Here is a 25,370-nt window from a genome sequence, read left to right on the forward strand (position 1 = left end):
CGGCGATGACAGGCTGCTACTCGATGGCGGGATATGCCGCGCGCGCGGGTTTGTCGTCGCGCAGCATGAATCCTTCCAGATTGTAGGTCTCCTCTTTTCCCGTCACGAATTTTTCCGGGAAATATGTGCCCTCGACGCCGCCGATGGTGTGTATCGTTTCAGCTTCCCCGTCGACAAAACGGATGATGATAAGGTCACCGCTCTCCCGCCGCACCCCGTTCAGCGCGTTTCCGTCGAACAGGTAGTACAAGCTCACCGCGGTCTCTTCCACACGTATCGAATCGGGATTCTCTTCCACGAACGTGAGGTGGATGTTTTTTCCCTTGGTCTGATCGAATCGTCCCTCGGGCCACACGCTCGCCGTGTCGCTGGGCTTGCTTTGAGACAGACTGAATGCGTTTCGGATCACACTCATGCGGCGCAGTGTGCCGTCGGCCAGGAACAGCGCGATGGAATCGCCCGTGATCTGGCTTTGCTCGTACCAGGCGATCGGGGCGTAACGCAGCACAAGCATGCTGTCGCTGCGGCGGTATTCCGTTTCGCCGCAGCGGGCGGCGAGATCTCCGCGCAGCATCGCGACATCACCCGTGGCGGTGAAGCGGTTGACGGAATCGCGCCGCGCTTCCATGCGCCGCGCGGTGATGTGTGTCGTGTCGAGGCGTATAGAGTCGGGGTGCATCGTCACGGAATCGCGCCGCACCACCGTCGTGTCTATCTGCCATAACGATGGCGACGCAGTGAACACGGTGAATTTCCTGTCGATGTAATGGACCACGCTGTCGCCCGTCACCAGGACGTTTTCACCCTTGAATCGCACGCGGACCTCGCCTGTCGCGACCGCCTTGGCGCTGTCGCGCTCGTACACGAGGCTGGATGAGCGGATAAAGGCGTCGGGCTCGTCGACGGTTACGCGCGACGAGAATCGCGCGCGTTTTGGCCGCGACTCGTAACGGCCGGACTCCGCCGTAAGTGTGGTGTGCCCGTCGTGCAGAAAAATTCCGCTCGACGACCACGCCACGCGCTCGTTTCCGTTGTACATGCCGCGTCTCGTCTTTACAACGAGTGTATCCTGCGTGATGACGACGTCGCCGATCAGTTCCACTTCGTTGGCGTCGAGGTTCTGCAGCGCGCGCTGGCAACTGATGCGCACATTATCCTGCCGTATGCGCACACCCCCGATCAGCTCCCTGTAATCAACACCGTCGATGGAGCTGCCGACGAGACTGTCGGCATGCTCCACATGCACCAGGTTGCGGTCCTGCGCGTTTCCGCGATGGTTGGGCGTGACGAAACAAATAGCGACGACAGCAAGGATCACGTGATGAACGATACAGACGCTGGTCATCGCGGACCGCGCAGCGCACCCCTGCCTCGTTCGCCGCTTCGGGATCCGGCACGCGGATCCTGACGGATGTATGGCTTCTCGCACACTCATGGAACCATGAACATACAAAACCGCGGGCGAAGCAGGAACACGACGAGAATACACCACATGCGCGCAGTTGCTTTTCGTGCTCCCGCTTTCTAGGTTGCCGCCATAATTTGTTCCCACCCCTCTGCAGGGATGCCGCGTACAGCGCGACCATTATGCGTCTGGCGATTATTTCCGATATCCATTCCAACCTCGAGGCGCTCTCGGCGGTTCTCGAGGATATTGACCGGCACAGCGCCGACAGAATCATCTGTCTTGGCGATGTGGTGGGCTATGGTGCCGATCCATCGGCCTGTATGGCGTTGCTGCGCGGGCGCGGTGTGGATATCATCATGGGGAATCACGACGAGGCGGCATTCTCACCGGAGAAGCGGCGCTACTTCTCCGAAAACGCGGCGTTCGCAATCCGATGGACAGCGAAACAACTCGGCGAAAGGGAACTCGACGAGCTGAGGAGTCTGCCGTACCGCATCAGCTTCGACGGCATGTTGTTCGTCCATTCCACTCCACGCTCGCCTGAGAGATGGGACTATCTTTTCAGCGGTCTCGAGGCGCGCTCGCAGTCCGCGGCGTTTCGCGAACGGCTCTGCTTTGTCGGTCATTCACATCAGCCCGCGATATTTTCTCTGGAACCGGCCGTGCAGGAGTACTCCGCCACCGGACGTTTCATCATTAATCCCGGCTCCGTCGGCCAACCGCGCGACGGCGACTGGCGGGCCAGTTACGGTCTGCTCGACACCGTCGCCGCAACCTACGACAACCATCGCGTGGACTACGATGTGGCCGTTGCAGCGCGAAAAATAGTGGCAGCGGGTCTGCCGCGCCGGCTGGCGGAACGGCTGCTGGACGGACGCTGAGAACTGCCCCCACATCGGAGCAGCGGGACGCATCGTGCCCGGCGTGATCATTTTTGTGCCGGTATTTGATTGTCATTTCCGAAAAACCTATCTTTGTGGTTCGTGCTGAATCGGCGCGGAATTGCGCCGTCCGTTTGGGGCGTAGCCAAGCGGTAAGGCATCGGCCTTTGGAGCCGACACGCGGAGGTTCGAATCCTCCCGCCCCAGCGACGATGTACCAGAGCCATGAACGACTTCGAACATCATACAGACTTGGTGGTTTTCTCCGGACGCGCAAATCCGGTGCTGGCCCAGCAGATTGCTGACGTCATCGGACAGCCGCTTGGCCGTTGCGAGATAAAAACTTTCTCGGACGGTGAGCTGTGGGTGAAATTCGGGGAGAATATCCGCGGCAAGGATGTCTTCATCATCCAGAGCACCTTCACGCCGGCGGAAAACCTGATGGAGTTGCTCATCATGCTCGACGCGGCGAAACGTTCGTCCGCCCGGCGCATCACCGCGGTCATTCCCTACTTCGGCTACGCCCGGCAGGATCGCAAGGATCAGCCCCGTGTCGCCATTACCGCAAAACTCGTGGTGAACCTGCTGCAGAGCACGGGGGTCGACCGCATCATCTCGATGGATCTGCACGCACCGCAGATCCAGGGATTCTTTGATATTCCGCTCGACCACTTGTATTCGTCGGCGGTCTATATCCCGCATTTCAAGAATCAGGCAATCCCGAATCTCGCCGTTGTCTCGCCCGATGTGGGCGGCATCAAGATGGCGCGCGCGTACGCCAAGCGGCTCGGTGCCGATCTCGTGGTGCTCGACAAGAGGCGCGACCAGCACAATATGTCGGAAGTGCTGAACATCATCGGCAGCGTCGAAGGGAAAAACGTGCTGATCGTGGACGATATCATCGACACAGGCGGCACCTTCTCGAACGCGGTGACCGCGCTCCGGAAGGAAGGGGCGCTCGACGTGTTCGGTGCCTGCACACACGCCGTGCTGTCGGGTCCCGCGGTCAAACGGCTTGTCGATTCGGGCATCAAAAAATTATATGTGACGGACACCATCCCGCTGCGCGACACCGCGTCCGAAACGGGTATCGTCGAGGTGCTGACCGTGGCCGACCTCTTCGCCGAGGCGATCAAGCGCACGCATCTGCACCAGTCGATCAGTTCGCTCTTCGATGTTGACAAAGACAAAATCATGTAGTTTTCATAGGAACCAGGAGAAGTATCGTGAGTGAAATCACCCTGAATGCCGAGATTCGGAATCCGAACGGCCGCAGTGCCGCGAATCAACTGCGCCGCGCAGGATTGGTGCCCGGCGTGTATTACCACCGCAACGAGGAAAACATCGCCATCCATGTCAAGGCGCTGGACATGCGTCCCCTCGTCTACACCGCCGACACACACATCGTCAATCTGCAGCTCAGCGACGGCACCGCCCGCAAATGCGTGATCCGCGACATTCAGTTCGATCCGGTGACGGATAAGATCGCCCACTTCGACCTCATGGGTCTCGAGCTTACCGAGAAGATCCGCATGGAAGTCCCGGTCGTGCTCCGCGGCGCGGCGCCCGGCGTGCGCGACGGCGGCGTGCTGAATCACATCCTGCATAAACTCGACGTCGAGTGCCTCGCCTCGGATCTTCCCGAGCACATCGAGATCGACATCAACGCCATGCATATCGGCGACATCATCACGCTCGGATCACTTGCGCAGGCGAACCTGCACATCTATGGCGATCCCGACACCGCGGTGGTCAGCGTCACGCACTCGCGCGGCGCCCAGGAAACCCCCGCCGCCGAAGGCGAGCGTCCGACCGAGCCCGAAGTCATCGGCCGCGGCAAGAGCAGCGACGAAGACTAAGCCCTGCGCGTGCTCCCGCGCATATTCGGACTCGCGCCCTTTGAGGACGCGGACCGACCTGTCGCTTGTATAGCCGGACTCGGAAATCCCGGCGAAGAGTACCTCGAAACCCGACATAACATCGGGTTTCGTGTTATTGAACGGCTCGCCATGGATCTCGGCGCCGCGGTGCCCGTCCCGCGGCTCAACCACTCCCTGTGCGAGGCGCGCCTCGAGGGCGCGCGCTTGCAGCTCATCAGGCCGTGGACCTACATGAACCTCAGCGGGGCGGCCGTGCAACTGGCGCTCGATCTCGACGAACTCCTGCCCGAACGCCTGCTCGTGGTGTGCGACGATATCGCCCTGCCCCTCGGCACGCTGCGCCTCCGCAAGGACGGGAGCAGCGGCGGACAGCGCGGGCTCGAGCATATCATCGAAACGCTGGGCACGGATCGCATCGCGCGGCTGCGCTGCGGGGTCGGACCCGTACCCGAAGGTGTCGACGCCGCGGACTTCGTCCTCTCGCCCTTTCTTCCCGAAGAAAAAAAGATAGCGTCGTCCCTTATTGCACGCGCCGCCGACGCCGTTCGCTGCGCCCTGCTCGAGGGTCTCCAGACGGCCATGAATCGCTACAACGGTGCGGGTGACCCGCTTCACGGAGAGTGAATCTCCGTTTTGAATTGGCGCGAACGCTCCGTACCTTTGTGTTCAGGCATTTTTTTACGCCTGTTGTGAAAGACACTGATAATTCCTACCAGTCCTGTTCGCCGGCACCACCGGCGGGCCGCTTGTACCACCAGTCCAAAGGACGACTCGCATCATGAAGAACTACTACGAGTGCACGTTCATCGTCAATCCCGCACTGGACGACGCACAGATCGAAAACGCAATCAAACTCGCCGAAGAGACCGTCGTGAAGAACGGCGGCCAGATGGTGAATGTCGACCGCATGGGTCGCCGCCGTCTCGCCTATCCGATCGCGAAAAAGCACAACGGCTTCTACGTCTGTTTCGAGTTCGAAGCGGAAGGCAAAACCATCGAGCGCGTGGAACGTTTTCTCACGCTCGACGAGAACGTCATGCGCTATCTCACACTGAAGCTCGATAAGCGTCAGCTCGAGGCGAAACGCGTCCGCAGCGCCGCGTTGGCCGCACTCCAAACCACCGCGCAGACCGAAGCGATTCCGGCTGCGGAAGAAGCGAAATAATCCTTCGGGCTGCCCCGCAGCGCGCGGGGTGCGACGAGTGGAACAGGAGCTGATATGGCCGACCTGAAAATGCCCGAGTTGAACTATGTCCTGATTGTCGGGAACCTCACCAAGGATCCCGTCTATCGGACGACGTCGAACAATACCCCCGTCGTCAACTTTTCCATCGCCTCCAACCGTCGGTATCGCGACAGGAATAATTCCTGGCAGGAGGACGTCTGCTATATCGGCATCGTTGCATGGAACAAACTTGCGGAGAGCTGCCATCAGCGGCTGCGCAAGGGAAGTGCCGTGCTCATCGAAGGCGAGCTGCAGACGCGTAATTGGAAAGGGGAGGACGGCAGCCATCGCAGCATCCTCGAAGTGAAGGCGCGTCGCATCCAGTTCCTGAACAAATTCCAGAAGACGAATGGAGTTGCCTTCAGCGGCGAGGATTGTGACGATCACAGCGTGCAGGAAGACGACATGTTCGACTTCTTCGAGGATCACGATCCGCAGACTTTCGGCCACTTCGAGTCCGCCGAAAAACGCGACGTGCTGTGAGATCACCCACCGAACTTGTAGTGAAACGAAAGAGTATACACCGGAGCAGAATATGAAAGTCATTCTCAGAGCATCCGTCCCCACGTTGGGATCCATCGGCGAAGTCGTCTCGGTCAAGGACGGCTACGCCCGCAACTACCTGCTGCCCCGCGGCCTCGCCTATGTTGCGACCGCGAGCAACACGCGTGTTCTTGACGAGGAGAAGAAACGCCTCCACGTGCGCATGAACCGCGAACTCAAGGACGCCGAACGCATCGCGCAGGAACTCGAGAAACACGAGAACGCGATCACCATCCAGATGCCGGTGGGAGAAGAGGACAAGCTCTTCGGCACCGTGACCAAGGAAATGATCGCCGAGAAACTCGCCGAGCGTGGTTTCGACATCGACAAGCGCAAAATCGAAATCGACGAGCCGATCAAAGTGCTCGGCATTTACACCATCAGCATCAAGCTTCACCATGATGTGACAGGTAAGGTGAAGGTGTGGGTGGTCCGCCAGTAACAGTCCGCTGTTGCGTCGGAACGCTCGCGCGTTGTACCTCGTTTAAATAAGAAGAACCACAGGTGTGCTACAAGACCAGGCCCACGTATGCAAACCACTATCGAAACCCACGACGGTACGCAGAAAAAAATCGTTGAACTCGTCGAGTTGAATGAAGCGACCGTCCGCTTCGCAGGCGATTCAGGCGACGGAATGCAGCTTACGGGCTCGCAGTTCACGTCCACGACTGCTCTTGTCGGCAACGATCTGAGCACACTTCCGGATTATCCGGCCGAAATTCGCGCCCCAGCCGGCACATTGTACGGCGTGTCGGGATTCCAGCTTCACTTCAGTAATCGCGACATCCATACCCCCGGCGACCGGCCTGATACGCTTGTCGCCATGAATCCCGCAGCCCTGAAGGTGAACCTGAAGGACGTGCGCGAGGGTGGTATGATCATCGTCAACACCGACTCCTTCGACGCAAAGAATCTGAAGCTTGCGCACTACGAGGTGAATCCGCTCGAAGACGGATCGCTGCGCGGCTACCAGGTGTACGAAGTGCCGGTCACCAAAATGACAACCGCTGCTCTCGAGGGCATCGGCCTGTCGATGAAGGAAATCACCCGCTCGAAGAACTTCTTTGCACTCGGCCTGCTGTACTGGCTGTACAACCGTCCGATGGAAACGACGCTCGAGTGGATCAAGACGAAGTTCAAGAAGAATCCGCTTATCGCCGAAGGCAACGAGCGCGCGCTTCGCGCGGGATACAATTTTGGCGAGACCGCCGAGTTGTTCTCGAACCGTTTCGATGTGAAACCGGCCAAGCTGCCGAAAGGCACCTACCGGAACGTGACGGGCAACGAGGCCACCGCGCTGGGCATTATCGCCGCATGCGAACGCTCGCAGTTGAAGGGTTTCCTAGGCACGTATCCGATTACCCCTGCCAGCGACATCCTGCACGAATTGTCGCGTTACAAACGTTTCGGTTTTAAAACCTTCCAGGCCGAGGACGAAATTGCGGGCATTTGCACCGCGATCGGCGCGGCCTTCGGTGGTTCTCTCGCGTTTACCACCACCAGCGGACCGGGCATGGCTCTGAAACAGGAGGCCGTCGGCCTTGCCATCATGACCGAGCTTCCGCTCGTGATCGTGAATGTGCAGCGCGGCGGACCCAGCACCGGCCTGCCCACCAAGCCCGAGCAGTCGGATCTTTTCCAGGCGATTCTCGGACGCAACGGCGAGGCGCCTCTGCCCGTCCTCGCGGCCGCGTCACCAGCCAACTGCTTCTGGATGACACTCGAAGCCGCGCGTATCGCACTGAAATACATGACGCCCGTGATCCTGCTTACCGACGGGTATCTTGGCAACGGTTCCGAACCCTGGCTCGTGCCTTCGGCCGACAGTCTCCCCGATCTGCGCATGTCCTATGCGACCGATCCGGAAACCTATAAACCGTATATGCGCAACGAGGATCTGTCCCGTCCCTGGGCAATCCCCGGCACACCGGGTCTCGAACACCGCATCGGCGGACTCGAAAAACAGCATATCACCGGTAACGTGAACTATGAGCCGTCAAATCACCAGTTCATGACCGAGATGCGCGCCGCAAAGGTTGCCAAGGTGGTCGAGTCCATTCCGAATCAGGATGTGTTCGGTCCCGAAACCGCGGATCTCGCGCTTGTCGGTTGGGGCGGCACCTACGGCGCCATCCGCGCAGCCACGGAACGCCTGATGGAAAAGGGCAAGTCGGTGGCGCATGTGCACATCAAGTATCTGAATCCGTTCCCGGCGAATCTTGAGAAGGTGCTGCGCAGCTACAAGAAGCTGCTGATCCCTGAAATGAACCTCGGGCAGCTTGCCTACATCCTGCGGGCCACCTACATGATCGATGGCCAGACGTTCGCGAAGGTCCAGGGCTTGCCCTTTGGTCCGACCGAGATCGAAGAAGAAGCATTGAAAACTCTCGAATCGATGTGAAAGGAGCCATAGAATGTCTACCGACGAAAAAACATTGACTCCCGCTGCGGACGCTCCGCAGTATACGGCCAAGGATTTTGCATCGGACCAGGACGTCCGCTGGTGCCCCGGCTGCGGCGATTACTCCATCCTCGCGCAGGTGCAGCGCACCATGCCTGCCCTCGGCTATAAAAAAGAGGACGTGGTCTTTATCTCGGGCATCGGCTGTTCGAGCCGTTTCCCGTACTACATGAGCACGTACGGCTTCCACAGCATCCACGGCCGCGCGCTTGCGATTGCCTCGGGTCTGAAGGCCGCCCATCCGCACCTCGCGGTGTGGGTTGCGACCGGCGATGGCGACTGCCTCTCGATCGGCGGCAATCACTTCATTCACGCATGTCGGAAGAACTTCGACATCAACGTGATGATGTTCAACAATCAGATCTACGGTTTGACAAAGGGGCAGTATTCCCCGACCTCGCTGCATGGACAGAAATCGCGTTCCACGCCGTACGGCGCGGTGGACCACCCCTTCAATCCTGTTCTGATGGCTCTCGGCGCCGAGGCGACCTTCGTCGCGCGCAGCATGGACCGTGATCAGAAACACATGCAGAACGTCATCGCGCGCGGTGCCAAGCACCATGGCATTTCCTTCCTCGACATCCTGCAGAACTGCAACATCTTCAACGACGGCGCCTTCTTCCTCTACACGGAAAAGGAGACAAAGGCCGACAACGCGATCTTCATCGAACACGGCAAACCGCTCGTCTTCGGCAAGGAAAGCGACAAGGGTCTCAAGCTCGATGGATTCCGTCCGAAGGTTGTGAGTCTCAGCGAGTATTCGGTGGACGATCTTCTCGTGTACGACGAGAAGTCGAAGGAACTCGCCTTCATCCTCGCACATATGAACGACGCACCGGGTTATCCGATGCCGTTTGGTGTGTTTCTCGATATCGAACGCTCGACCTGTGAAGACGATATCACACGTCAGATCGATACCACCATCGGGAAGGAAGGCGCGGGAGATCTCGACAAGCTCCTGCACGAAGGCAACACCTGGAAAATCGATACGAACTGATTCTTCTCCCTTCATCCCCGTCTTTCAAAGGCCCCTCCGTCACGACGGTGGGGCCTTTACAATTCCGGGAATCACCGAGCTATCATATGTGTTTGCTATTGTAGACGTCCTTCTGTCATGGATGTGGAAAACCGCGTGTTTCAGCGGCATTATGCATGGCACTGTTCTTGGATGTTTCGTCTTACACAGTCTGGAGAATGTATGACCCGCTCACGTAGTTCCGCCATCGTATGGATGCTGTTTGTTTTCTCGCTTCTTGTGGCCGGCAATGAAAGCCAGGCCCAGGGCCCGAAAGGGCGGTCGTTCGGTTTCGGTTTCTCGCTCGGCGAACCGACGGCAGTGACGTTGCGCTTCTGGGAGAGCCGCATGAACTCGTGGGATGCGGCGATCGGCGTGTCGCATCTTGGCAATCCGCACATCCATGCCGATTACCTCTGGCATTTTCCCGACGCGTTCAACTCGCGCGTTGTGAGTCTGTACGCGGGAGTCGGTGCGGTGGTCGGCTTCGGCGAACGAGGCACGTATATCTGGAACCGCGGAAAAAAGTGGGATGATGATTACTGGTGGCGCGAGGATGGCGACCTGCTTATCGCAGCCAAGGGCGCCTTCGGGCTGGATATTATTCCGAAAAATTCCGCCGTGGAAATATTCCTCGAACTCAATCCCGTTCTGGGAATCGTGCCTGGTTTTGGCTTCGATTTTCAAGGCGCGATAGGGGTACGTTTCTACCCGTAAACGTCGCCTGCTCAGGACGCGCTGAGGGACTTATTTCAGCGCGGTTTCAAGCTGTCCGAAATATTCGTCGTACTCTGTTTCGACGCGGGCGGATCGCGCTAATGTTCGAAGCGTGGCAAGCAATGCCGTCGCCTCCTGCTTCTTTCCTTCCCCGGCGAGCTGCTGCGCCGCGACGAGGCCGGCAAACAACGGCGGACCCGCCGCAAAACCCGCGGCCACGGATCGCCGCACGGAACTCTTGTCCATTTCGGTCCACGGCCGGCCCGCGAGCGCGACGCCGTCAAGGCCTTCGAGCGAACGGGTGACGGATGCTGCATCCACTTTGTCCGAGCCGCTTTGCACCCATTCGTACCCGTATCCCACGCAACGCAGATGTGTGGTCCAGTTGCGGTGTAAGCCACGGTCGCACGTGCTCGCGATCATCATCGGTTTTGCCAGCGTACCAGCCGCCTTGCCCTTGCTCCACGCCCGCAGCACCACGTCCGACAGCATGGTGTACACAGGGGTCCCATCCTCGGCGCTTGTTTCGGGTTCGGGGATGTAGTTCTCCATCGCCTGACGCGACATGGGTAACGGGAGTTGCCAGCGTGTCGCCATGAGTTCGACATACCATGGCAGATTGAGGAGATTGTAGTTGATCACGGCTACATCGGCGCGATACCCGTCGACCGTTTGCAGGCAGAGAGCGGGATACGTGTCGAGATCTCCGCCTGTAATAAGAATACAATCGCGGGGAAGAAGACGCAGCGCCCAGGTATTCAACGCGTACGTGCAGTCAGCAAAAAATCCGGATTTCCTGAGACGTTCAAGAGCTTGTGTCTCGCGCGCAGCGTCACCGCGTCTCATTGCTTCGATCCATACGCTCATCCACGCGTTGCCTTCGTCAGGATTACAGTCCACCGCCGCGAGCAGATGCGACCACGTCGAATCCGCGTTGCCGAGATCGGTTGTTGAATATTGGGGATTGTACAAATCACCAAGCACTGCGTGCGCAAAGCTGTTGCACGGATCGATGCGCAGAGCCGCGCGCGCGCTCATGATGCAGTCGTCATTTTTTTCGAGTCGACGCGCGGCCTCGGCGCGCCATGCCCACATCGCGGCATCACCGGGATAATTGTCCGTCAGTAACTGAAAGCGCTGGTACGCCTCCTCGACCGAATTCTGGTTGTAGAGTTCCATCGCCTCGCGATAGACAGCCGAGGCGCGCGCGTCGCTCTCAGTTGACGTCGTATCCGATGTGATGTTCTTCCACGGTTCCAGCAGCGCGATCACGATCAGTGTGGCCATGATCGCAAGAAGGACCAATCCCGATTTCAGGTTCATCCCGTTCTCCTTGAATGACATAGTACAGGGTACACAAAAGTACGGAGTCTTTGCGTGAGACGCATTGATGGTGTGTGACTGCGTGTCTCGCCCCTCCCTGGAGCATTTCTCTCATTATGGGATCCGGCTCCTTGACCGCGGAAAGGCGGGGACCGGCCTGTTGCTTGACACTGTTGTGTGCGGGGTTTTCGCCGCGCGGGAGGGCGGGGCGGCCGCTACGGTCACCGTCGACGGTGATAACGAATCGACGCGAAAAAAAAAGAGGCGGCGGATACTCCGCCGCCTCCTGGGAGGAAAAAAGGATCTAGTTGCCCGAAATCAGGACGGGTGTCGCGAAGGAGGTCGCGCCGTTGCTGATGCGTAGGAAGTAGCGGCCGGCGGCAATCGTGCCCTGCGGAATCGAGACGGGAACCGTGTTGACACCGGGAACGAGCTCGTGTGAAGTGCTCTGACCGATGAGGCGGCCTGCGGGATCGATCACGTCAAGTGTGACGGACATCGCCTGCTTTGCGCTGAAACGCGCGAAGAAGCTGCCCTGCGAGGGCTGAGGATACGTCTCGAGAAGGGTGAGGCCGTCGAAGCTCGGTGCGGGACGATCGGTGCCCGACACGTTGCCGTCCACAACCGGGAGGATCATGACGTCGAGGTCGATCGGTGTGCCGCCGGTATTGATGATGGCGCCGAGGTTGCCGACCGTGAGCTGGCCCTGTGCGTTCGGTACAAGGAAACAGGCGCGGTTCTGGCCCTTGCCGTCACCGTGCTGATTCGACCAGATCACAAAAAGATCGTCGCCCGTGGCGGCGCCGCGGCGGGTCTGTACCACTGCGACAAAGGGGCCGCTGACGTCCGTCGGGGCTTCCATTTCAACGTAGGTGAACACCTGCGATACTGTGCTCGTGTCGACGCCGTCCGTCATGAAACGGCCGGAACCGGCGAGCTGGCCGTTGGGCAATCCCGTTGCGGGATCGGCGGGCCAAATGATAGCGCGAAGTGTATCGGGTGTGACGGCGGGACGCGAGATGGCAACCGCGATGAGCACACCCGGCACGCGAGCCGAACCGCTGATCGGGAATTTCTGACCGATGAACAGGTACAGGCCGTTCGAACCGATGACAGGGAGGGTGTTGTTGCTCGCATCACGGTACGAATAGATCATGAACCTCGTTGTGCGCTTGAAATGATCGTCGAGCGTGTCGAGGGCCAGAGGGGCAAAGGAACGCGACTGCGGCATGGCGTACGCAGGCAGACCATAGGCCGCCGCTTCCACCTGTGCAGTTCCGCTGATCACGCCGCCTGGCAGAGAGAAAGTTGGTGCAGAGGTCTGCTGCGCGCCCGCACTAACCGTCAACGCGGTGAGCAGTACTAAAAGCGAGGTAACTTTTTTCATGAAACTCTCCGGTATGTGTGAGTTGCGTTGTGAGTCAGAGTTGGGAGGGACATGTCGAACTCGCAAGTTACAAATGTACAGAGAATGCACGTGAATTGGAACGCGCCTGTGTGCGACCGCGGCTTCGTTCTACTCTGCAACAGGCGCCCATCACGCGATGCAGCCCGTCTGTCACAAGTCGACGGTTGCCATGTCTTTACTCTGTCCCAGGATGATGCATGAAAACTATCGGAGCACATACTGTCTTTCGCGCGTTCCGGAACAGAACCCCGGAAATCGAGGAGGCGTTCGCGGCCTTGTACGACGTTCATGCGCCGCGTGTGTATGCGTATATCCGGCATATTCTCGGGGCAGAACACGAGGCAGTCGACGATGTACTTCAGCACTGTTTCATTGGATTGTTCGATCGGGCTCGCAACGGCATCGAAATTCACAACGTCCCCGCTTTCCTTTTCCGCGTCGCACGGAATCAATGTCTGAATGAACTTGCGAGGTCGCGGCGATATGTTGGTGACGTGGAGACCATCGCTGGTCACGATCCTGAGGGTGTGTATGAAACCCGCGAGTTGGAAGAGCATGTGGAGCGTGCCATAGTGCGGTTACCGGGCCATATTCGTGAATCGCTGGTGCTGAAGGACCAACTCGGATTCACGTATGAGGAGATAGCGGAAATGACTGGATTGTCGATACCAAACGTCCGACAGCGTGTGAGTCGCGCACGACGCATGATCCGGAAGTTGCTGGCGCCGCTGCTGCTTGACCAATCTCGCAAGGCATCGTTATGAATGCCCATCCCGAATTCGACTGGTCGGCGGCGGTGGATGCGCTCCTCGATCGGGAATTATCCCCCGACATGCAGCAGCGCGTATATGCCGAACTCGCGGTGAACGAACAACTTCGCGATGAAATGCAGTGCACACTTGCTCTACGTGCAGTTCAAAGCAGGCCACTCCCACCGCCACCCTCCCAAGTAAAGTCGGCGGTATTGGAGGCCATCCGTCGTGTACCCGCGTCCGGCATCACATCCGCACACCGCCCCTTTGTCTCGCCACACCGTTGGCTTTCCTGGATCGCGGGACTCGTTGTGGTGTTGGTAGGTGCGTCACTGTTCTATCCATCGGATGCTCCGCGTACGCTTGCGCCGGCCGATACAAGTCAATCGCGTACAGAGCCGCGCACAGACACCGCGCACTCTCACGAGCGGATTGCCGATAGATCAGCGTCCGATTCATCGTACGTCGCGCGCACACCAACCCGGGCAGCGCATGCGCCTGCACGGGATGGTGTTGAAGCGGCGTCGGGCATGTTCGCCGAAGCTCATGAAAAACTCGACACGAGGAGTGACACAAACTCCGCACGGAGCACCTCCATTATCGCACGCCGTAATGCCGCTGTACATCGCGATGGCACTGTCACCGTCGGACAACAAGATGTAATCGCGAAAGAACAAGCTCCCCTGCCGGTTCCTTCCCCTGTTCTCGATACACCGGGAGCCGCGTCTGATAGCGGCGGACGGGTTACTGCGAAGATCGATGGCATGGTGCCTACACAGACAGTCGTCCACTCTGGAGACGGCGACGTCGCGGTGGAACTCCGTATGTTCTCGATGACCTCACAGCCGGCTCTCTCGAACCGATCTGCCAGTACACCTCCAGTCAACAATGTCGCGGTCGGGGCGTATTACCGCATTGAACAAAACGGATCGATTGGTCTTGAATTGGGCCAGGAGTCGATCATGCAACGCTACGAGGTACTTTCCGGAGAGCGCACTCTCTCCATCGAGCAGCACTGGATCGCGATGTGGCTCGGCGTGGCGTACATGTACGAGTTCATACCGCTCGGCATCCTGATGAAAACACGGCCGTTTGTCCGTGTGATCGCCGCGGGCACCGCCTCGGGACCGATGGTACGTGGAACGGGTGGCTTTCGTATCCCCATTCTCGGGAACGTCTCCATGCGTATCGGGCTCGAAGGCACGCTCCTGCTCTACAGTCAGGATGGACGAGTGTTCCACACACGGAAGGCGGGTATTACCGCAGGTCTCACATTTGGAATGTGATTCTCACATCATGAAGAAAACAACCATCATCATGAAGGAAACAACCATGCGACTGCTACTACTCACACTTGGAACGCTTCTCCTGGCTGTCGCTGCGTGCAAAACACCCACGGAAGTGGATGCGGATCGACAGGTCACAGGTGTCACCACCACGAACCCCGCGGCTCTCATTGTTGAAGGAGGACAGCTCGGACCAGTTCCCGTCAAGGATCGTCGCCGCTTCGACATCATCCTTCGCAACACCTCCGACAAGGAATTGCTCCGTATCAATACGCTCCGTATCCAAGACTCGACGGGAAGTTTTACACTTGTATCGACTATCAATCCTGTCACTCTCGACCTTGCAGGGGCCGCGCATTGCACTTTGCCCGTCTCCTGCGAGTTCGTCTCGAACACCATCGGCGCTTTCGCCGCCAAGGTCATCGTGAATGAAGCAGTGCACACATCGTTGACAATTGCCGCGGTCGCCGTGGGGTCGGCGATAGACACGGTGCTCCCCACACCATCCAATCCCATCGTGCTTCCTGTGCCGGGCCAACCGGTCATCTATCGGGGCCTGGTGATTGGAGAAACGTACGCGCATACATTCATCCTGAAGAACAACGACGCGGACTCGTACCTCCACATCCAACCGTCAGTTACCGGAGCCGATGCGACCTCTTTCGTGGTATATCCGGACTCGATCACCGGTGCGACGGACTACTTCCTCGCCCCGGCCGGTCAAAGCGGATCGGAGTGTACTGTGAAAATCGGTTTCTCACCTCTCGCGGTCGGTTGGCATCAGGCGGAACTGCAGCTCGGGGGTACCGCGACCAACGTGATGACTCTCCGCGGGCGCGGGTATAGCGGACGCGTGCTGCTTGTGGTTCCGAAAGCACAATCCATCGCTGTGGGACAAACACTCGACATCCCGCTCGAAATCTGGAACCTTTCCCAGTCGACTGCCACCGTGAGCAACATCGGAGGGCAGCATGTACAATCTGTTCCCGCGAATCTCATGAGAGTCGATAACGTGAACCTTCCGCTCATGCTTGCCCCCGCGCAGAAATGTGCGTTTTTGTACCGGTATTCGCCGACGGCAACAGGCGGCGACACGCTTCGGTTCGATGCAACGGTGTTTGTCGATCCCGCCGTGCTGGATGATGTGTACGACAAGGTGGTGCGCGTGACCATCACGCCGTGACGAGTGAACGTCGACGGCGGCGGATCAGGCGTCGTCGCCGCCGACGGCCTCGAGTTCTTCCTGCAGCGCCGCCCATTGGTCGTAGAGGTAGGCGAGGTGGGTGGTGACGTCCTTGTACTCGGCGTTGGCAATGCGCGCCTTCTCCGCATCGTGATATGTCGCCGGATCGCCCAAAGCGGCTTCGAGTGCGGATTTCTTCTTTTCGGAGTCCTCAATCTCTTTTTCTTTGCGGGCGAGCGCGTTGCGCACAGGTTTGCTCTTTTTATACCGCTCCTGCCTTCTTTCGGCCTCCTCGCGTTTGCGTTCCTTGTCGAGATGCTGCGCGCTCTTTTTTTCGAGGTCGTGTCCGGCTGTGTCGCGCTGCCTCGAACTTTGCTCGGTTTCGGCGTGACGCCGCCGCAGGTAATCGCTGACCGTCCCGGTGGTCACCCGCAGATGGCCGTCGGGGAAGTCGGCGCATTTGTTGATCAACGGCTCGAGGAAGTCACGGTCGTGTGACACGATGATGAACGATCCTTCGAATCGAGACAGCGCGTCCTGCAGCACGGCCTTGGAGCGCATGTCGAGGTGGTTCGTGGGTTCGTCGAGTATGAGCAGGTTTGAAGGTGTCAGCAGGAGTTTTGCGAGCGCGAGACGGCTTTTTTCTCCGCCTGAAAGCACACCCACGAGTTTGAACACGTCGTCGCCCTGAAAGAGGAAACAGCCGAGCAACGTGCGGAGCCGCTTGCGCGACTCGCCCGTGGCGATGTCGTCCACCGTCTGCAGCACGGTTTTTTTAGGGTCGAGTTCCTCGGCCTGATTCTGGGCGTAGTAGCCGATGCTGACATTGTGCCCCTGCGTGCGTGTACCCTTCTGATATGGCTCAATGCCCGCGATAATGCGGGCCAGGGTGGACTTCCCTGCGCCATTGACTCCCAGGAATGCCACGCGGTCGCCGCGTTCCACTGTCCAGCTCAAATCGCGGAACACCTCGATATCGCCGTATGCTTTGGCGATGTGTTCCAGCGTCATGAGCACACGGCCAGGCGAGGGCGGGACCGGAAAATCGAAGGAGATTCCACGCTCCTCATCCTCGATTTCGATGCGTTCGATTTTCTCGAGCAGCTTCAGACGACTCTGCACCTGCCGCGCCTTTGTCGCCTTGTATCGGAAGCGTTCGACAAACTGCATCGTCTGCTTGATCTTCTGCTGCTGGTTTTCGTACTGCGACTGCAACAGCTCCAGGCGTTTGACCTTCTCATCGATGTAGAAGGAGTAATTGCCGCTGTACTCCATCACACGCCCGAGGGACACTTCGATGGTGCGTGTCACCAGATTGTCGAGAAAACGGCGGTCGTGCGACACAAGCACAATGCTGCCTTCATACCCCCCGAGATACTCCTCGAGCCACTCGAGCGCATCGAGATCCAAATGATTGGTGGGCTCGTCGAGCAGGAGGATGGTGGGTTCCTGAAGCAGCAGCTTTGCCAGCGCGATACGCATCTGCCAGCCGCCGCTGAATTCATCGGTCATGCGGTGGAAGTCGTGGTCGCGGAAGCCGAGTCCCGCCAGCACCTGCGCGATGCGTGTTTGTATGTTCCATCCCTCGCGGTGCTCGAGGTGATGCTGCACCTCGCCGAGTTCTTCCACCAATTCGTGCAGCTCGGGTGAGTCCGTGTGCCCCGCGTCGGAAAGTCGGTTGATCGCGCGGCTTATTTCATCCATGCGGTCGTGCAGGGCGATGATGTCGTCGAAGGCGGTTTCGGCCTCGCCCATCAGCGTGCGGCCGCGATGATGCACGCCGTCCTGCGGCAGATACCCGACGGTGTTCGACCGCGACTGTGTTATCTCGCCGCTGTCGGGTTCGATGATGCCCATCATCACTTTCATCAGCGTCGATTTGCCTGCGCCGTTCGATCCGACGATGGCGACACGGTCGCGGTCGCCGATGCGCACGGACACGTCGCGGAAAAGGTAGTCGCCGCCGTATTGTTTTGAAAGGTTGTTGAGTGCGATCATGTCAATCGATGCTGGAGACGAGGGTCAGTGCCGGATCCGCGCTGACGCGGCGCGGCGCGCAGGGAGTATGCGCGCCGTGCGTTGTCTGCTTTTCGTGACGGGATGCGGATATACGGATCCCAATCTCTTGTTTATTTTTTCAGGTGCGATTTGAACCACGCGTGGAATTCCCTGTACCAGAGCTGGGAATTGCGCGGCTTCAGGATCGTGTGTCCCTCATCGGGGAAATAGAGGAAGCGGCTGTCTATGCCCTGGCGCTGCAGGGCGGTGAACAGTTGCATGCTCTGCTCCACCACGACGCGGAAATCCAACTGTCCGTGCGACACGAGTGTCGGTGTCCGGAAGTTTTTTGCGAGGCGGCTCGGCGACCATTTCTCATACATCTGCGGATTGGTCCACGGCGTGCCGGCGAATTCCCATTCGGGGAACCAGAGTTCCTCGGTGGCTCCGTACTTGCTGCGGATGTCGTAGACGCCCGAGTGCGTAAATGCGGCTTTGAAGCGGTTCGTGTTTCCGATGATCCAGTTCACCATGTATCCGCCGTAGGACGCGCCTGCAACACCGATGCGGTCCTTGTCGATGAACGGATACGTCTTCAGTGTGTAATCGACACCCGTCATGATGTCCTTGTACGGTTTTCCACCCCAGTCGCCGTTCACGCCGTCGGTGAAGGCCTGTCCGAAACCGGTGCTGCCACGCGGATTGATCGCCACGACCACATAGCCGGGTGCTGCGAACAGTTCCATGTTCCAACGATAATGGAACTCGTCGCCCCAGATGCCCTGCGGTCCGCCGTGCACGATGTAAATCGTCGGCCATTTCTTCTCGGAGCTGAATCCCGGCGGCGTCAGAATCCATCCCTGCACGGTGGTGCCGTCGAAACTCTTGAATCGGAAACTGCTGGGCGCGGGCAACTCGAGCTTGTCGAGCAGGTCCTTGTTTGTGAAGGTGTGCTGCCGGATGTCGCCGATCTGTCCCTTGTCGTAATATGCCGACATCACTTCCGCGGGATAGTTGGCGCGCTGCCCGAGAAACACGAGCGTCTTGCCGTCGGGAAGCAGGCGGAAGTTCGTGCGTGTCGTCCCGAGCTGACGCGTCACGGTTTTTCCTTCCTCGCGGTACTGCAGCGTGATGATGCCCTTGAGTACGCGGAGCACGTCGCCTCCCGCGGCGGGGACTTCAAACAGCGACGTGTATTCCTCATCCTGTGCGCTGAAGAGCAGGCGCTTGCTGTCGGGCGTCCACATCACGTCTTCCACCGAACGGTCCATCCCGTCGGTGACATTCAACGTTTTGCCCGTGGTGCGGTCGTACACGATCAGGTTGTACGTGTCGGCTTCGTATCCCGGCCGTTTCATGGCGCGATAGGCGATGTACCGCCCGTCGGGTGAATACACGGGCTGATTGTCGTTGGCCTTGTTGCCGCTCGTGATGCAGCGGGCCTGTGTGCCGTCGAGGCGGACGAGCCAGATGTCGTTGTTCGTGCTGGCAGCAGTCATCGTCTCCGTGTTCTTGACGTAGGCGATTTCCTGTCCGTCGGGTGAAATGGCGTAGTCCTCGTGCCCGCCCAGATCGATCGGGGGCGTGTCGAATTCCCCGGGTGTCAGATCCACGGGTGTGCCGCCTCCGGCGGGGACAACAAACACGTGGCTGAACTTGTTGTCCTTCCAACTGTTCCACACGCGGTACGGCAAACGATCGATGACGCGCGCCTTGCAGGGATCCTTTTCCCGCGCCTCGTCGCGCTGTTTGTTACATGCATCGTCGCGGCAGTCGGCATACACGCTCGAGGAGAAAAGGAGATGCGTGCCTTTGGGCGACCATACGACGCCCGTAGCGCCCGTGGAGATGGAGGTCAGACGCCGCTGATTCGAACCGTCGGCATTCATCAGCCACACCTGTGGTCCGTTCTCACGGCCGGAAATGAACGCGATCGTCGTGCCGTCGGGCGACCAGCGCGGATTCGCGTCCGAACGCGGGGCCTCCGTCAATCGCACGGCCTTGTTCGACGCGATGTCCACCACATAGATGTCGCTGTTGGAGGAGTTTGCCTCGAGGTTGTACCAGGTCACCACATACGCGACGCTCTTTCCGTCGGGAGAGGGCTGTGGATCGCTGACCCTGCCCAGCGCGTACATGTCTTCAAAGGTCATCGGCCTGCGCGGCGCATCGGGGACTTCCTCGACCGATGTGCCCTGCGCGCTTGCCCGCGGCTGCATCACGGTAAGAAGAAGGAAGGGGATCAGCGCGGCGGCTGCTAGGACGCGGTGCTTCATGTGTGACACTCCATGCTGTGTGACTCGGGGAAGTGGGGCGGCGGTGTACGGACTGCCGTGTCGAAGATGCGACGGCATCTACTTCGAACGCGCCACCACAAATTGTGTGAATTGTTCGAGTGCGCTGCGGTACGCCGAGGGCGCAAGCCCTGCAAGGTTTTCCAAAGCCGCATCGCGGTACTGGAGCGCCAGCGACTCCGCGTATTCGATTCCCCCGAAGTCGGTCACGAACGCGATGACGTCTTGGATGCCCCGCCGTGTGATTCCCTGTTTCAGCATGCGAAGCACCGCCCGGCGTTGTTTTGTGGGGGCCTTCGACATCGCGTGCAGCAGTGGCAGCGTGAATTTTTTTTCCTTGAGATCGCCGCCCACGGGCTTTCCGATCAGACTCTCCTTGCCGAGAAAATCGAGCAGGTCGTCGCGGATCTGGAATGCGATGCCCAGATTCTCGCCGAAAGCGCGCATCGACGCGATGCGGGTCTCATCGTCACAGGCACTGCGTGCTCCGATCTCGCAGCAGCTCGAGAGCAGCGATGCGGTCTTGTCGGAAATGATCCGGAAGTAGGTCTGCTCGTCGTTGTTCATGCGCCGCGTCTTCTGGATCTGCAGAAGCTCTCCCTCGCTCATTCTGCGCACGGCGTCGGAGGTGATGCGGAGGAATTCGAAATCCCTGCCGTCGAGTGATACGAGCAGTCCGCGTGAGAGGATGTAATCTCCCATCAGCACGGCCACCTTGTTCTTCCAGACCGCGTTAATGGACGCGAGGCCGCGCCGCGTGCCGGCTTCGTCCACAACATCGTCGTGTATCAATGTGGCCGTGTGCAGCAGCTCCACCAATGTCGCTCCACGGTAGGTGCTTTCGCCGATGCCGCCACACGCGCCGGCGGAGAGCAAGACCAGCGCGGGACGCACGCGTTTGCCCTTGCTGCGCGCAACGTACCGCACAACCGCGTCGACTATCCCGACGTTCGATTTCAGCGCGGCGCGGAAATGGTCTTCAAACTGCGACAGCTCGCGTCTGACGGGAGCGATGATGGTATTGACGTTCAAGAAGGATCCTGCTTATGCTCTTCGGCGATCTGCGCGCGCCTTTTCTTGCGGCTGACGAGCTTGGCGATCCAGATGCTGATTTCGTACAGCCCGACCATCGGAATGGCGAGCAGCAGCATGTTGTAGGGATCGGGAGTCGGAGTGAGAAACGCGGCGACGATGAGGATGATGATGACGGCGTGGCGCCAGTACTTGCGCATGAACTGGGGCGTGAGGATGCCGAGTCGCGCGAGAAAGGCCGACACCATCGGAAGCTCGAACACGAGGCCTGCGCCGAGCATCAGATTGAGAATGAAGTTGAAATACTCGTCGATGGAAATGTTGTTCTCGATCAGCGGCGTCCCGAACGAAACGAAGAAGGAAAACGCTGCGGGAAGGATCACGAAATAGGCGAATGCCACGCCGGCAAGGAAACAGAAGGACGAGAAGACCACAATCCACCGGATGTACTTCCGCTCATGGGGATACAAGCCCGGCGAGACAAACAGCCAGATCTGCAGAAGGATGTTTGGTATGCTGAGGATGATGCCGCCGAAGAGGGATACCTGCATGTACAGGAACAACTGGCCGAAAGGACGGAGGTTCTGCAATTGCAGATGGTTCTCCTTGGCGGGGCGCAGCAGCACGTCCTCCATCAGGAAATCCTTGAACGCCCACACGACGGCCGAGCCGATCACGATGCCCAGCAGGGTGTAAATGATGCGCCAGCGCAGTTCCTCGAGATGATCGAGGAACGACATGTCCTTGATGCCTCGCGATTCCTGTGCTTCGTGTGTGTCGCTCATGATGGTCTGTTGCGGCGCCCTAGTGGTCCGGTGCTCAGCCGCGCGGGGCTGATGTGTCGCGGTGTACGACCATCGCGGAGGCCTGGGCCGTCGGCATGATCACTATTTGATTCACGCTCACGTGCGGCGGACGGGTGATGCAGTACAATACCGCGTCGGCCACGTCGTCGGGCGTGCATGGAGTCAGGCCTTCGTACACCTTTTTCGCGCGCTCCGTGTCGCCGTGAAACCGCACGACGCTGAAATTGGTCTCTACCAGGCCCGGATCCACGGTGCTGACGCGCAGCGGCGTGTCCACCAGATCCATGCGTAACGATTTTGTGATGGCGTCGACCGCAAACTTCGTTGCGTTGTACACCGCGCCCATCGGGTATGCCTCGTGGCCCGCGATGGAGCCGATGTTGACGATGTGTCCGCGTCCGCGTGCCACCATGCCCGGCACCAGCGCGCGTGTCACAAGCAGAAGCCCTGTGACGTTGGTGTCGATCATCTCCTGCCAATCGGCGGGATCGCCGGTGTACAGCTTCTCAAGTCCGCGCGGCACGCCCGCGTTGTTCACGAGAATGTCTACTTCGCACCACTCGGGCGGGAGCGACTCGATGGCGCTGAATACGGCTTTGGAGTCGCGGACGTCGAAGGGAAGTGTGTACACGTCCGCGTTGTGTGTGTGTCGTATCATTCGTGCGACGTCCTCGAGCACGTCCGCGCGACGCGCGGTGATGATCACGCGCGCGCCGGCCTGCGCACATGCCTCGGCGCACGATTTGCCTATTCCCGACGTTGCACCGGTGATCAGTGCAATTCGTCCCTGAAGCGATATCATCCGCGTCCTCGCTGTTCCTTGTGTGCCGGTGTCAGACCGTCTGTGCCGGTTCGTGTGCTCCGTCACGCAGGGCGCGCAGTTCCTCTTCCGCCTCGCGGAGCCGCGCCTCGAGTGTCCGTACCGTGGCGATCAGATCGGGAACCTGCCTCATGGCGGCTTCCTGCCTGAGTTCGTCATGGATTTCGTGCGCGGGAGATCCACGGTAGGTTTTGCCCGGCTGCATAATCGACTTCGATACGCCCGACTGGGCACCGACCGTCACGTTTTCCGCAATTTCAATATGGCCGACAAGCCCCGCTTGTCCCGCGATGATCACATGCGAGCCGAGTGTGGTGCTGCCTGATATGCCGGCCTGAGCGGCAATAACGGTGTCCTCGCCCACGATCACGTTGTGCGCGATCTGAATGAGGTTGTCGAGTTTCGCGCCGCGCCGGATAATGGTGTCGCCGAGAGCCCCGCGATCGACGGTGCTGTTCGCGCCGATCTCGACGTCGTCGCCGATCACCACGCTGCCGACCTGGGGGATCTTCATGTACGAGCCGGCCGCCGGAGCGAAGCCGAAGCCGTCACTTCCGATGGTTGCTCCGCCGTGAATGATGACCCGGTTGCCGATGCTCGCGCGGGCGAGGATCGAGACGTTCGGGTAGATCAGGCACTGTTCCCCGATGTGCACACCCTCGCCGATTACTGCGCCCGCGTGCAGAACCGTGCCGTCTCCCACCGCCGCGCCAGCCTCGACGACGACCCCTGCACCGATGCGGACGCGCGCACCGATTCGTGCGCTTGGATCGATGATGGCCGAGGGGTGAATCTCGGTTTCACGCGGCGAGGGTGCCGGATGAAAGTGGCGCAGGGCAAGGGCGAAACTGAGATATGGATCCTTGACACGGATGACCGCCACATCCTCGCGCAGGAAGGGAAGCGTCTCGTCGAGTATGATGGCCGACGCGCGGGTGGTGGCGAGGAAACGGTCGTATTTCTTGTTCGCCAGAAACGTGATGTCGCCCTGCTCCGCGGAATCAATCGGTGCAAGACCGCGCAGTTCCACGTCGCCCGGCCCGGAATACCGGCCGCCCAGCAGGGCGGCGAGTTCGTGTACGGTCACGTTCATGGCTTGAATATCACTTGTCCCGTGGAGGCATGGAAGGCGGCTGTGTCGGGGGCATGGATGGGCGCGAGCCGGGATCTGACTGCGTCCCGGGCTGACCCTCCTGTGTGCCGCCCTCGCCACTTACTGTGCGCGCGGGCAGAAGTTTCGTGATTCTCTCAACCGCCTGCTTCGTGAGATCCAGGGACTCCTTTCCGTAGATGATCATCGCGCCGCTGCTCTTGTCGAGAATGTAATCGTAGCCGAGTTCGACGGCGAGCTGCTTGACCTGCTCGAACACGACGTTCTGAACCGGCTGCATCAGCTCGTTTTCCTTCTGGAACAGTTCGCCGTTCTGGCCGAATTTCTTGTCGCGGAAATCCATGATCTGCCGGTCCAGTTCCTGCAACTCACGCTCGGCGTTCGCGCGCCCCTGATCGGTCAGAATCAGCTTGCGCTTGTCGTAGTCGTTGAATTTCTGCTGCCACGATTTTTCCAGCGCGTCGAGTTCCTTCTGCCATCCTTCCACCATGACATCGAGCTTGCGCTGGGCTTCCTGCGCGTCGGGTATCGCCTTCATGATAGCGGCGATATCCACATAGGCGATTTTCTGCTGCGCCCGCAGCGGCACGATCGCTGCCGCGAGGATGATGAGAGAGAGGAACGCGAACCGTTTCATGGCGACCCTTCCGTTGAATTATTTGGAACCGCGCTTGAGATAATCGAGAACCAGGTTTGTGTAGTCGTACTTCACGTCGGCATACAGCAGAAGCATCACGGGCGAGTCCTGCGCCTTGTCGAAAATGAAATTGAGCTTCTCCTTCTGCGCAACTTCCTCGATGGCCTTTAATATCTTTTCCTTCAGCGGCGCCGTGGTCTTGGCCTGCAATGCCTGGGCCTCGGCCTGCTTTGCCGATTCGAACTCGCGGAGCTGGCGCTCTTCCTTCGACAACTCCTGAAGACGCTGCTGCTTCGCCGCATCGGTCATGGGTCCGCTCTGCTGCTGCTGAAACGTTTCAACTTTCTGCTGGAAATCCTTGCTCATCATCTCGAGTGTATCACGCCACGCAGAGAGCTTTGTCTCGAGATCTTTCCTGATTTTCTGTGCCTCGGGAAGGTCTTCAAAGATTTTTGCGGAATTGACGAAGCCCAGCTTCAGCGTCTGTGCGGCACCGGTCGCGGTGAGGAGGCAGAAAAGAAGCGCGGGAAGGAAGAGACGATGGATGTTCACAAAGACCTCGTTGGGTGTATGAAATTGCAGAAAAAATC

The 25,370-nt window shown here is 59.2% G+C and carries 24 protein-coding genes and 1 tRNA gene; 14 read left to right on the forward strand and 11 right to left on the reverse strand.

What is annotated here, in order from left to right; all coding sequences use genetic code 11:
* Window positions 1-16: 16 nt before the first annotated feature.
* On the reverse strand, window positions 17-1,345 hold the full coding sequence (gene lptC, locus HY962_05590) for an LPS export ABC transporter periplasmic protein LptC (protein MBI5646386.1): 1,329 nt from the start codon (window positions 1,343-1,345) through the stop codon (window positions 17-19).
* A 242-nt stretch (window positions 1,346-1,587) separates the two neighbouring features.
* Here lptC and HY962_05595 point away from each other — a divergent pair, with 242 nt between their 5' ends.
* From HY962_05595 to HY962_05645, 11 genes are all read left to right on the forward strand, one after another.
* Window positions 1,588-2,289: a metallophosphoesterase family protein gene (locus HY962_05595; protein MBI5646387.1), complete on the forward strand. Its 702-nt coding sequence runs from the start codon at window positions 1,588-1,590 to the stop codon at window positions 2,287-2,289.
* Between the two features lie 135 nt (window positions 2,290-2,424).
* Window positions 2,425-2,496: transfer RNA gene (locus tag HY962_05600), tRNA-Gln, on the forward strand.
* An 18-nt stretch (window positions 2,497-2,514) separates the two neighbouring features.
* On the forward strand, window positions 2,515-3,489 hold the full coding sequence (locus HY962_05605) for a ribose-phosphate pyrophosphokinase (GenBank protein ID MBI5646388.1): 975 nt from the start codon (window positions 2,515-2,517) through the stop codon (window positions 3,487-3,489).
* A gap of 26 nt (window positions 3,490-3,515) precedes the next feature.
* Window positions 3,516-4,148 carry a 50S ribosomal protein L25 gene (locus HY962_05610; GenBank protein ID MBI5646389.1) on the forward strand — a complete coding sequence of 211 codons (633 nt, stop codon included), beginning with the start codon at window positions 3,516-3,518 and terminating at the stop codon, window positions 4,146-4,148.
* Window positions 4,149-4,217: 69 nt separating this feature from the next.
* On the forward strand, window positions 4,218-4,793 hold the full coding sequence (locus HY962_05615) for an aminoacyl-tRNA hydrolase (GenBank protein MBI5646390.1): 576 nt from the start codon (window positions 4,218-4,220) through the stop codon (window positions 4,791-4,793).
* A 154-nt stretch (window positions 4,794-4,947) separates the two neighbouring features.
* A complete protein-coding gene (gene rpsF / locus HY962_05620; GenBank protein ID MBI5646391.1) occupies window positions 4,948-5,334 on the forward strand; it encodes a 30S ribosomal protein S6 in 387 nt (128 codons plus the stop codon).
* 54 nt (window positions 5,335-5,388) lie between these two features.
* Window positions 5,389-5,877, forward strand: coding sequence for a single-stranded DNA-binding protein (locus HY962_05625; GenBank protein ID MBI5646392.1), 489 nt, complete (start codon window positions 5,389-5,391; stop codon window positions 5,875-5,877).
* A gap of 52 nt (window positions 5,878-5,929) precedes the next feature.
* The gene (locus HY962_05630) at window positions 5,930-6,379 is read left to right on the forward strand and encodes a 50S ribosomal protein L9 (GenBank protein ID MBI5646393.1); all 450 of its coding nucleotides are present in this window, start codon (window positions 5,930-5,932) and stop codon (window positions 6,377-6,379) included.
* A gap of 87 nt (window positions 6,380-6,466) precedes the next feature.
* The gene (locus HY962_05635) at window positions 6,467-8,338 is read left to right on the forward strand and encodes a 2-oxoacid:acceptor oxidoreductase subunit alpha (protein MBI5646394.1); all 1,872 of its coding nucleotides are present in this window, start codon (window positions 6,467-6,469) and stop codon (window positions 8,336-8,338) included.
* Window positions 8,339-8,351: 13 nt separating this feature from the next.
* A complete protein-coding gene (locus HY962_05640) occupies window positions 8,352-9,395 on the forward strand; it encodes a 2-oxoacid:ferredoxin oxidoreductase subunit beta (protein ID MBI5646395.1) in 1,044 nt (347 codons plus the stop codon).
* A gap of 201 nt (window positions 9,396-9,596) precedes the next feature.
* Window positions 9,597-10,130 carry a hypothetical protein gene (locus tag HY962_05645; GenBank protein MBI5646396.1) on the forward strand — a complete coding sequence of 178 codons (534 nt, stop codon included), beginning with the start codon at window positions 9,597-9,599 and terminating at the stop codon, window positions 10,128-10,130.
* A 30-nt stretch (window positions 10,131-10,160) separates the two neighbouring features.
* On the opposite strand, the gene HY962_05650 is transcribed toward HY962_05645, so the two are convergent.
* Both HY962_05650 and HY962_05655 read right to left on the reverse strand, forming a co-directional pair.
* Window positions 10,161-11,453, reverse strand: coding sequence for a hypothetical protein (locus HY962_05650; GenBank protein MBI5646397.1), 1,293 nt, complete (start codon window positions 11,451-11,453; stop codon window positions 10,161-10,163).
* A 304-nt stretch (window positions 11,454-11,757) separates the two neighbouring features.
* A complete protein-coding gene (locus HY962_05655) occupies window positions 11,758-12,840 on the reverse strand; it encodes a T9SS type A sorting domain-containing protein (protein ID MBI5646398.1) in 1,083 nt (360 codons plus the stop codon).
* A gap of 218 nt (window positions 12,841-13,058) precedes the next feature.
* Here HY962_05655 and HY962_05660 point away from each other — a divergent pair, with 218 nt between their 5' ends.
* Genes HY962_05660 through HY962_05670 form a run of 3 tightly spaced genes read left to right on the forward strand, consistent with a single transcriptional unit; the run spans window position 13,059 to window position 16,082 of the window.
* Window positions 13,059-13,625 carry an RNA polymerase sigma factor gene (locus HY962_05660; protein ID MBI5646399.1) on the forward strand — a complete coding sequence of 189 codons (567 nt, stop codon included), beginning with the start codon at window positions 13,059-13,061 and terminating at the stop codon, window positions 13,623-13,625.
* The gene (locus HY962_05665; protein ID MBI5646400.1) at window positions 13,622-14,899 is read left to right on the forward strand and encodes a hypothetical protein; all 1,278 of its coding nucleotides are present in this window, start codon (window positions 13,622-13,624) and stop codon (window positions 14,897-14,899) included. Before HY962_05660 ends, HY962_05665 begins: the two co-directional genes overlap by 4 nt.
* Before the next feature lie 10 nt (window positions 14,900-14,909).
* Window positions 14,910-16,082 carry a hypothetical protein gene (locus tag HY962_05670; GenBank protein ID MBI5646401.1) on the forward strand — a complete coding sequence of 391 codons (1,173 nt, stop codon included), beginning with the start codon at window positions 14,910-14,912 and terminating at the stop codon, window positions 16,080-16,082.
* Window positions 16,083-16,106: 24 nt separating this feature from the next.
* Here the strand turns inward: HY962_05670 and HY962_05675 are convergent, their stop codons facing one another.
* The 8 genes from HY962_05675 to HY962_05710 all read right to left on the reverse strand — a co-directional run bounded on the left by HY962_05675 (window position 16,107) and on the right by HY962_05710 (window position 25,332).
* A complete protein-coding gene (locus HY962_05675; protein ID MBI5646402.1) occupies window positions 16,107-18,080 on the reverse strand; it encodes an ABC-F family ATP-binding cassette domain-containing protein in 1,974 nt (657 codons plus the stop codon).
* A 131-nt stretch (window positions 18,081-18,211) separates the two neighbouring features.
* On the reverse strand, window positions 18,212-20,356 hold the full coding sequence (locus tag HY962_05680; GenBank protein ID MBI5646403.1) for a S9 family peptidase: 2,145 nt from the start codon (window positions 20,354-20,356) through the stop codon (window positions 18,212-18,214).
* Between the two features lie 78 nt (window positions 20,357-20,434).
* Complete coding sequence (locus HY962_05685; GenBank protein ID MBI5646404.1) at window positions 20,435-21,406, reverse strand: polyprenyl synthetase family protein; 972 nt, start codon at window positions 21,404-21,406, stop codon at window positions 20,435-20,437.
* On the reverse strand, window positions 21,403-22,146 hold the full coding sequence (gene tatC / locus HY962_05690) for a twin-arginine translocase subunit TatC (GenBank protein MBI5646405.1): 744 nt from the start codon (window positions 22,144-22,146) through the stop codon (window positions 21,403-21,405). Before tatC ends, HY962_05685 begins: the two co-directional genes overlap by 4 nt.
* Before the next feature lie 79 nt (window positions 22,147-22,225).
* On the reverse strand, window positions 22,226-23,014 hold the full coding sequence (locus HY962_05695) for an SDR family NAD(P)-dependent oxidoreductase (protein MBI5646406.1): 789 nt from the start codon (window positions 23,012-23,014) through the stop codon (window positions 22,226-22,228).
* A gap of 31 nt (window positions 23,015-23,045) precedes the next feature.
* A complete protein-coding gene (lpxD, locus tag HY962_05700) occupies window positions 23,046-24,125 on the reverse strand; it encodes a UDP-3-O-(3-hydroxymyristoyl)glucosamine N-acyltransferase (GenBank protein ID MBI5646407.1) in 1,080 nt (359 codons plus the stop codon).
* 10 nt (window positions 24,126-24,135) lie between these two features.
* Window positions 24,136-24,780: an OmpH family outer membrane protein gene (locus tag HY962_05705; protein MBI5646408.1), complete on the reverse strand. Its 645-nt coding sequence runs from the start codon at window positions 24,778-24,780 to the stop codon at window positions 24,136-24,138.
* A gap of 18 nt (window positions 24,781-24,798) precedes the next feature.
* Window positions 24,799-25,332: an OmpH family outer membrane protein gene (locus HY962_05710; GenBank protein ID MBI5646409.1), complete on the reverse strand. Its 534-nt coding sequence runs from the start codon at window positions 25,330-25,332 to the stop codon at window positions 24,799-24,801.
* Between the last annotated feature and the right edge of the window lie 38 nt (window positions 25,333-25,370).

This window comes from Ignavibacteriota bacterium, from assembly GCA_016218045.1.
Lineage (GTDB): Bacteria > Bacteroidota > Ignavibacteria > SZUA-365 > SZUA-365 > JACRFB01.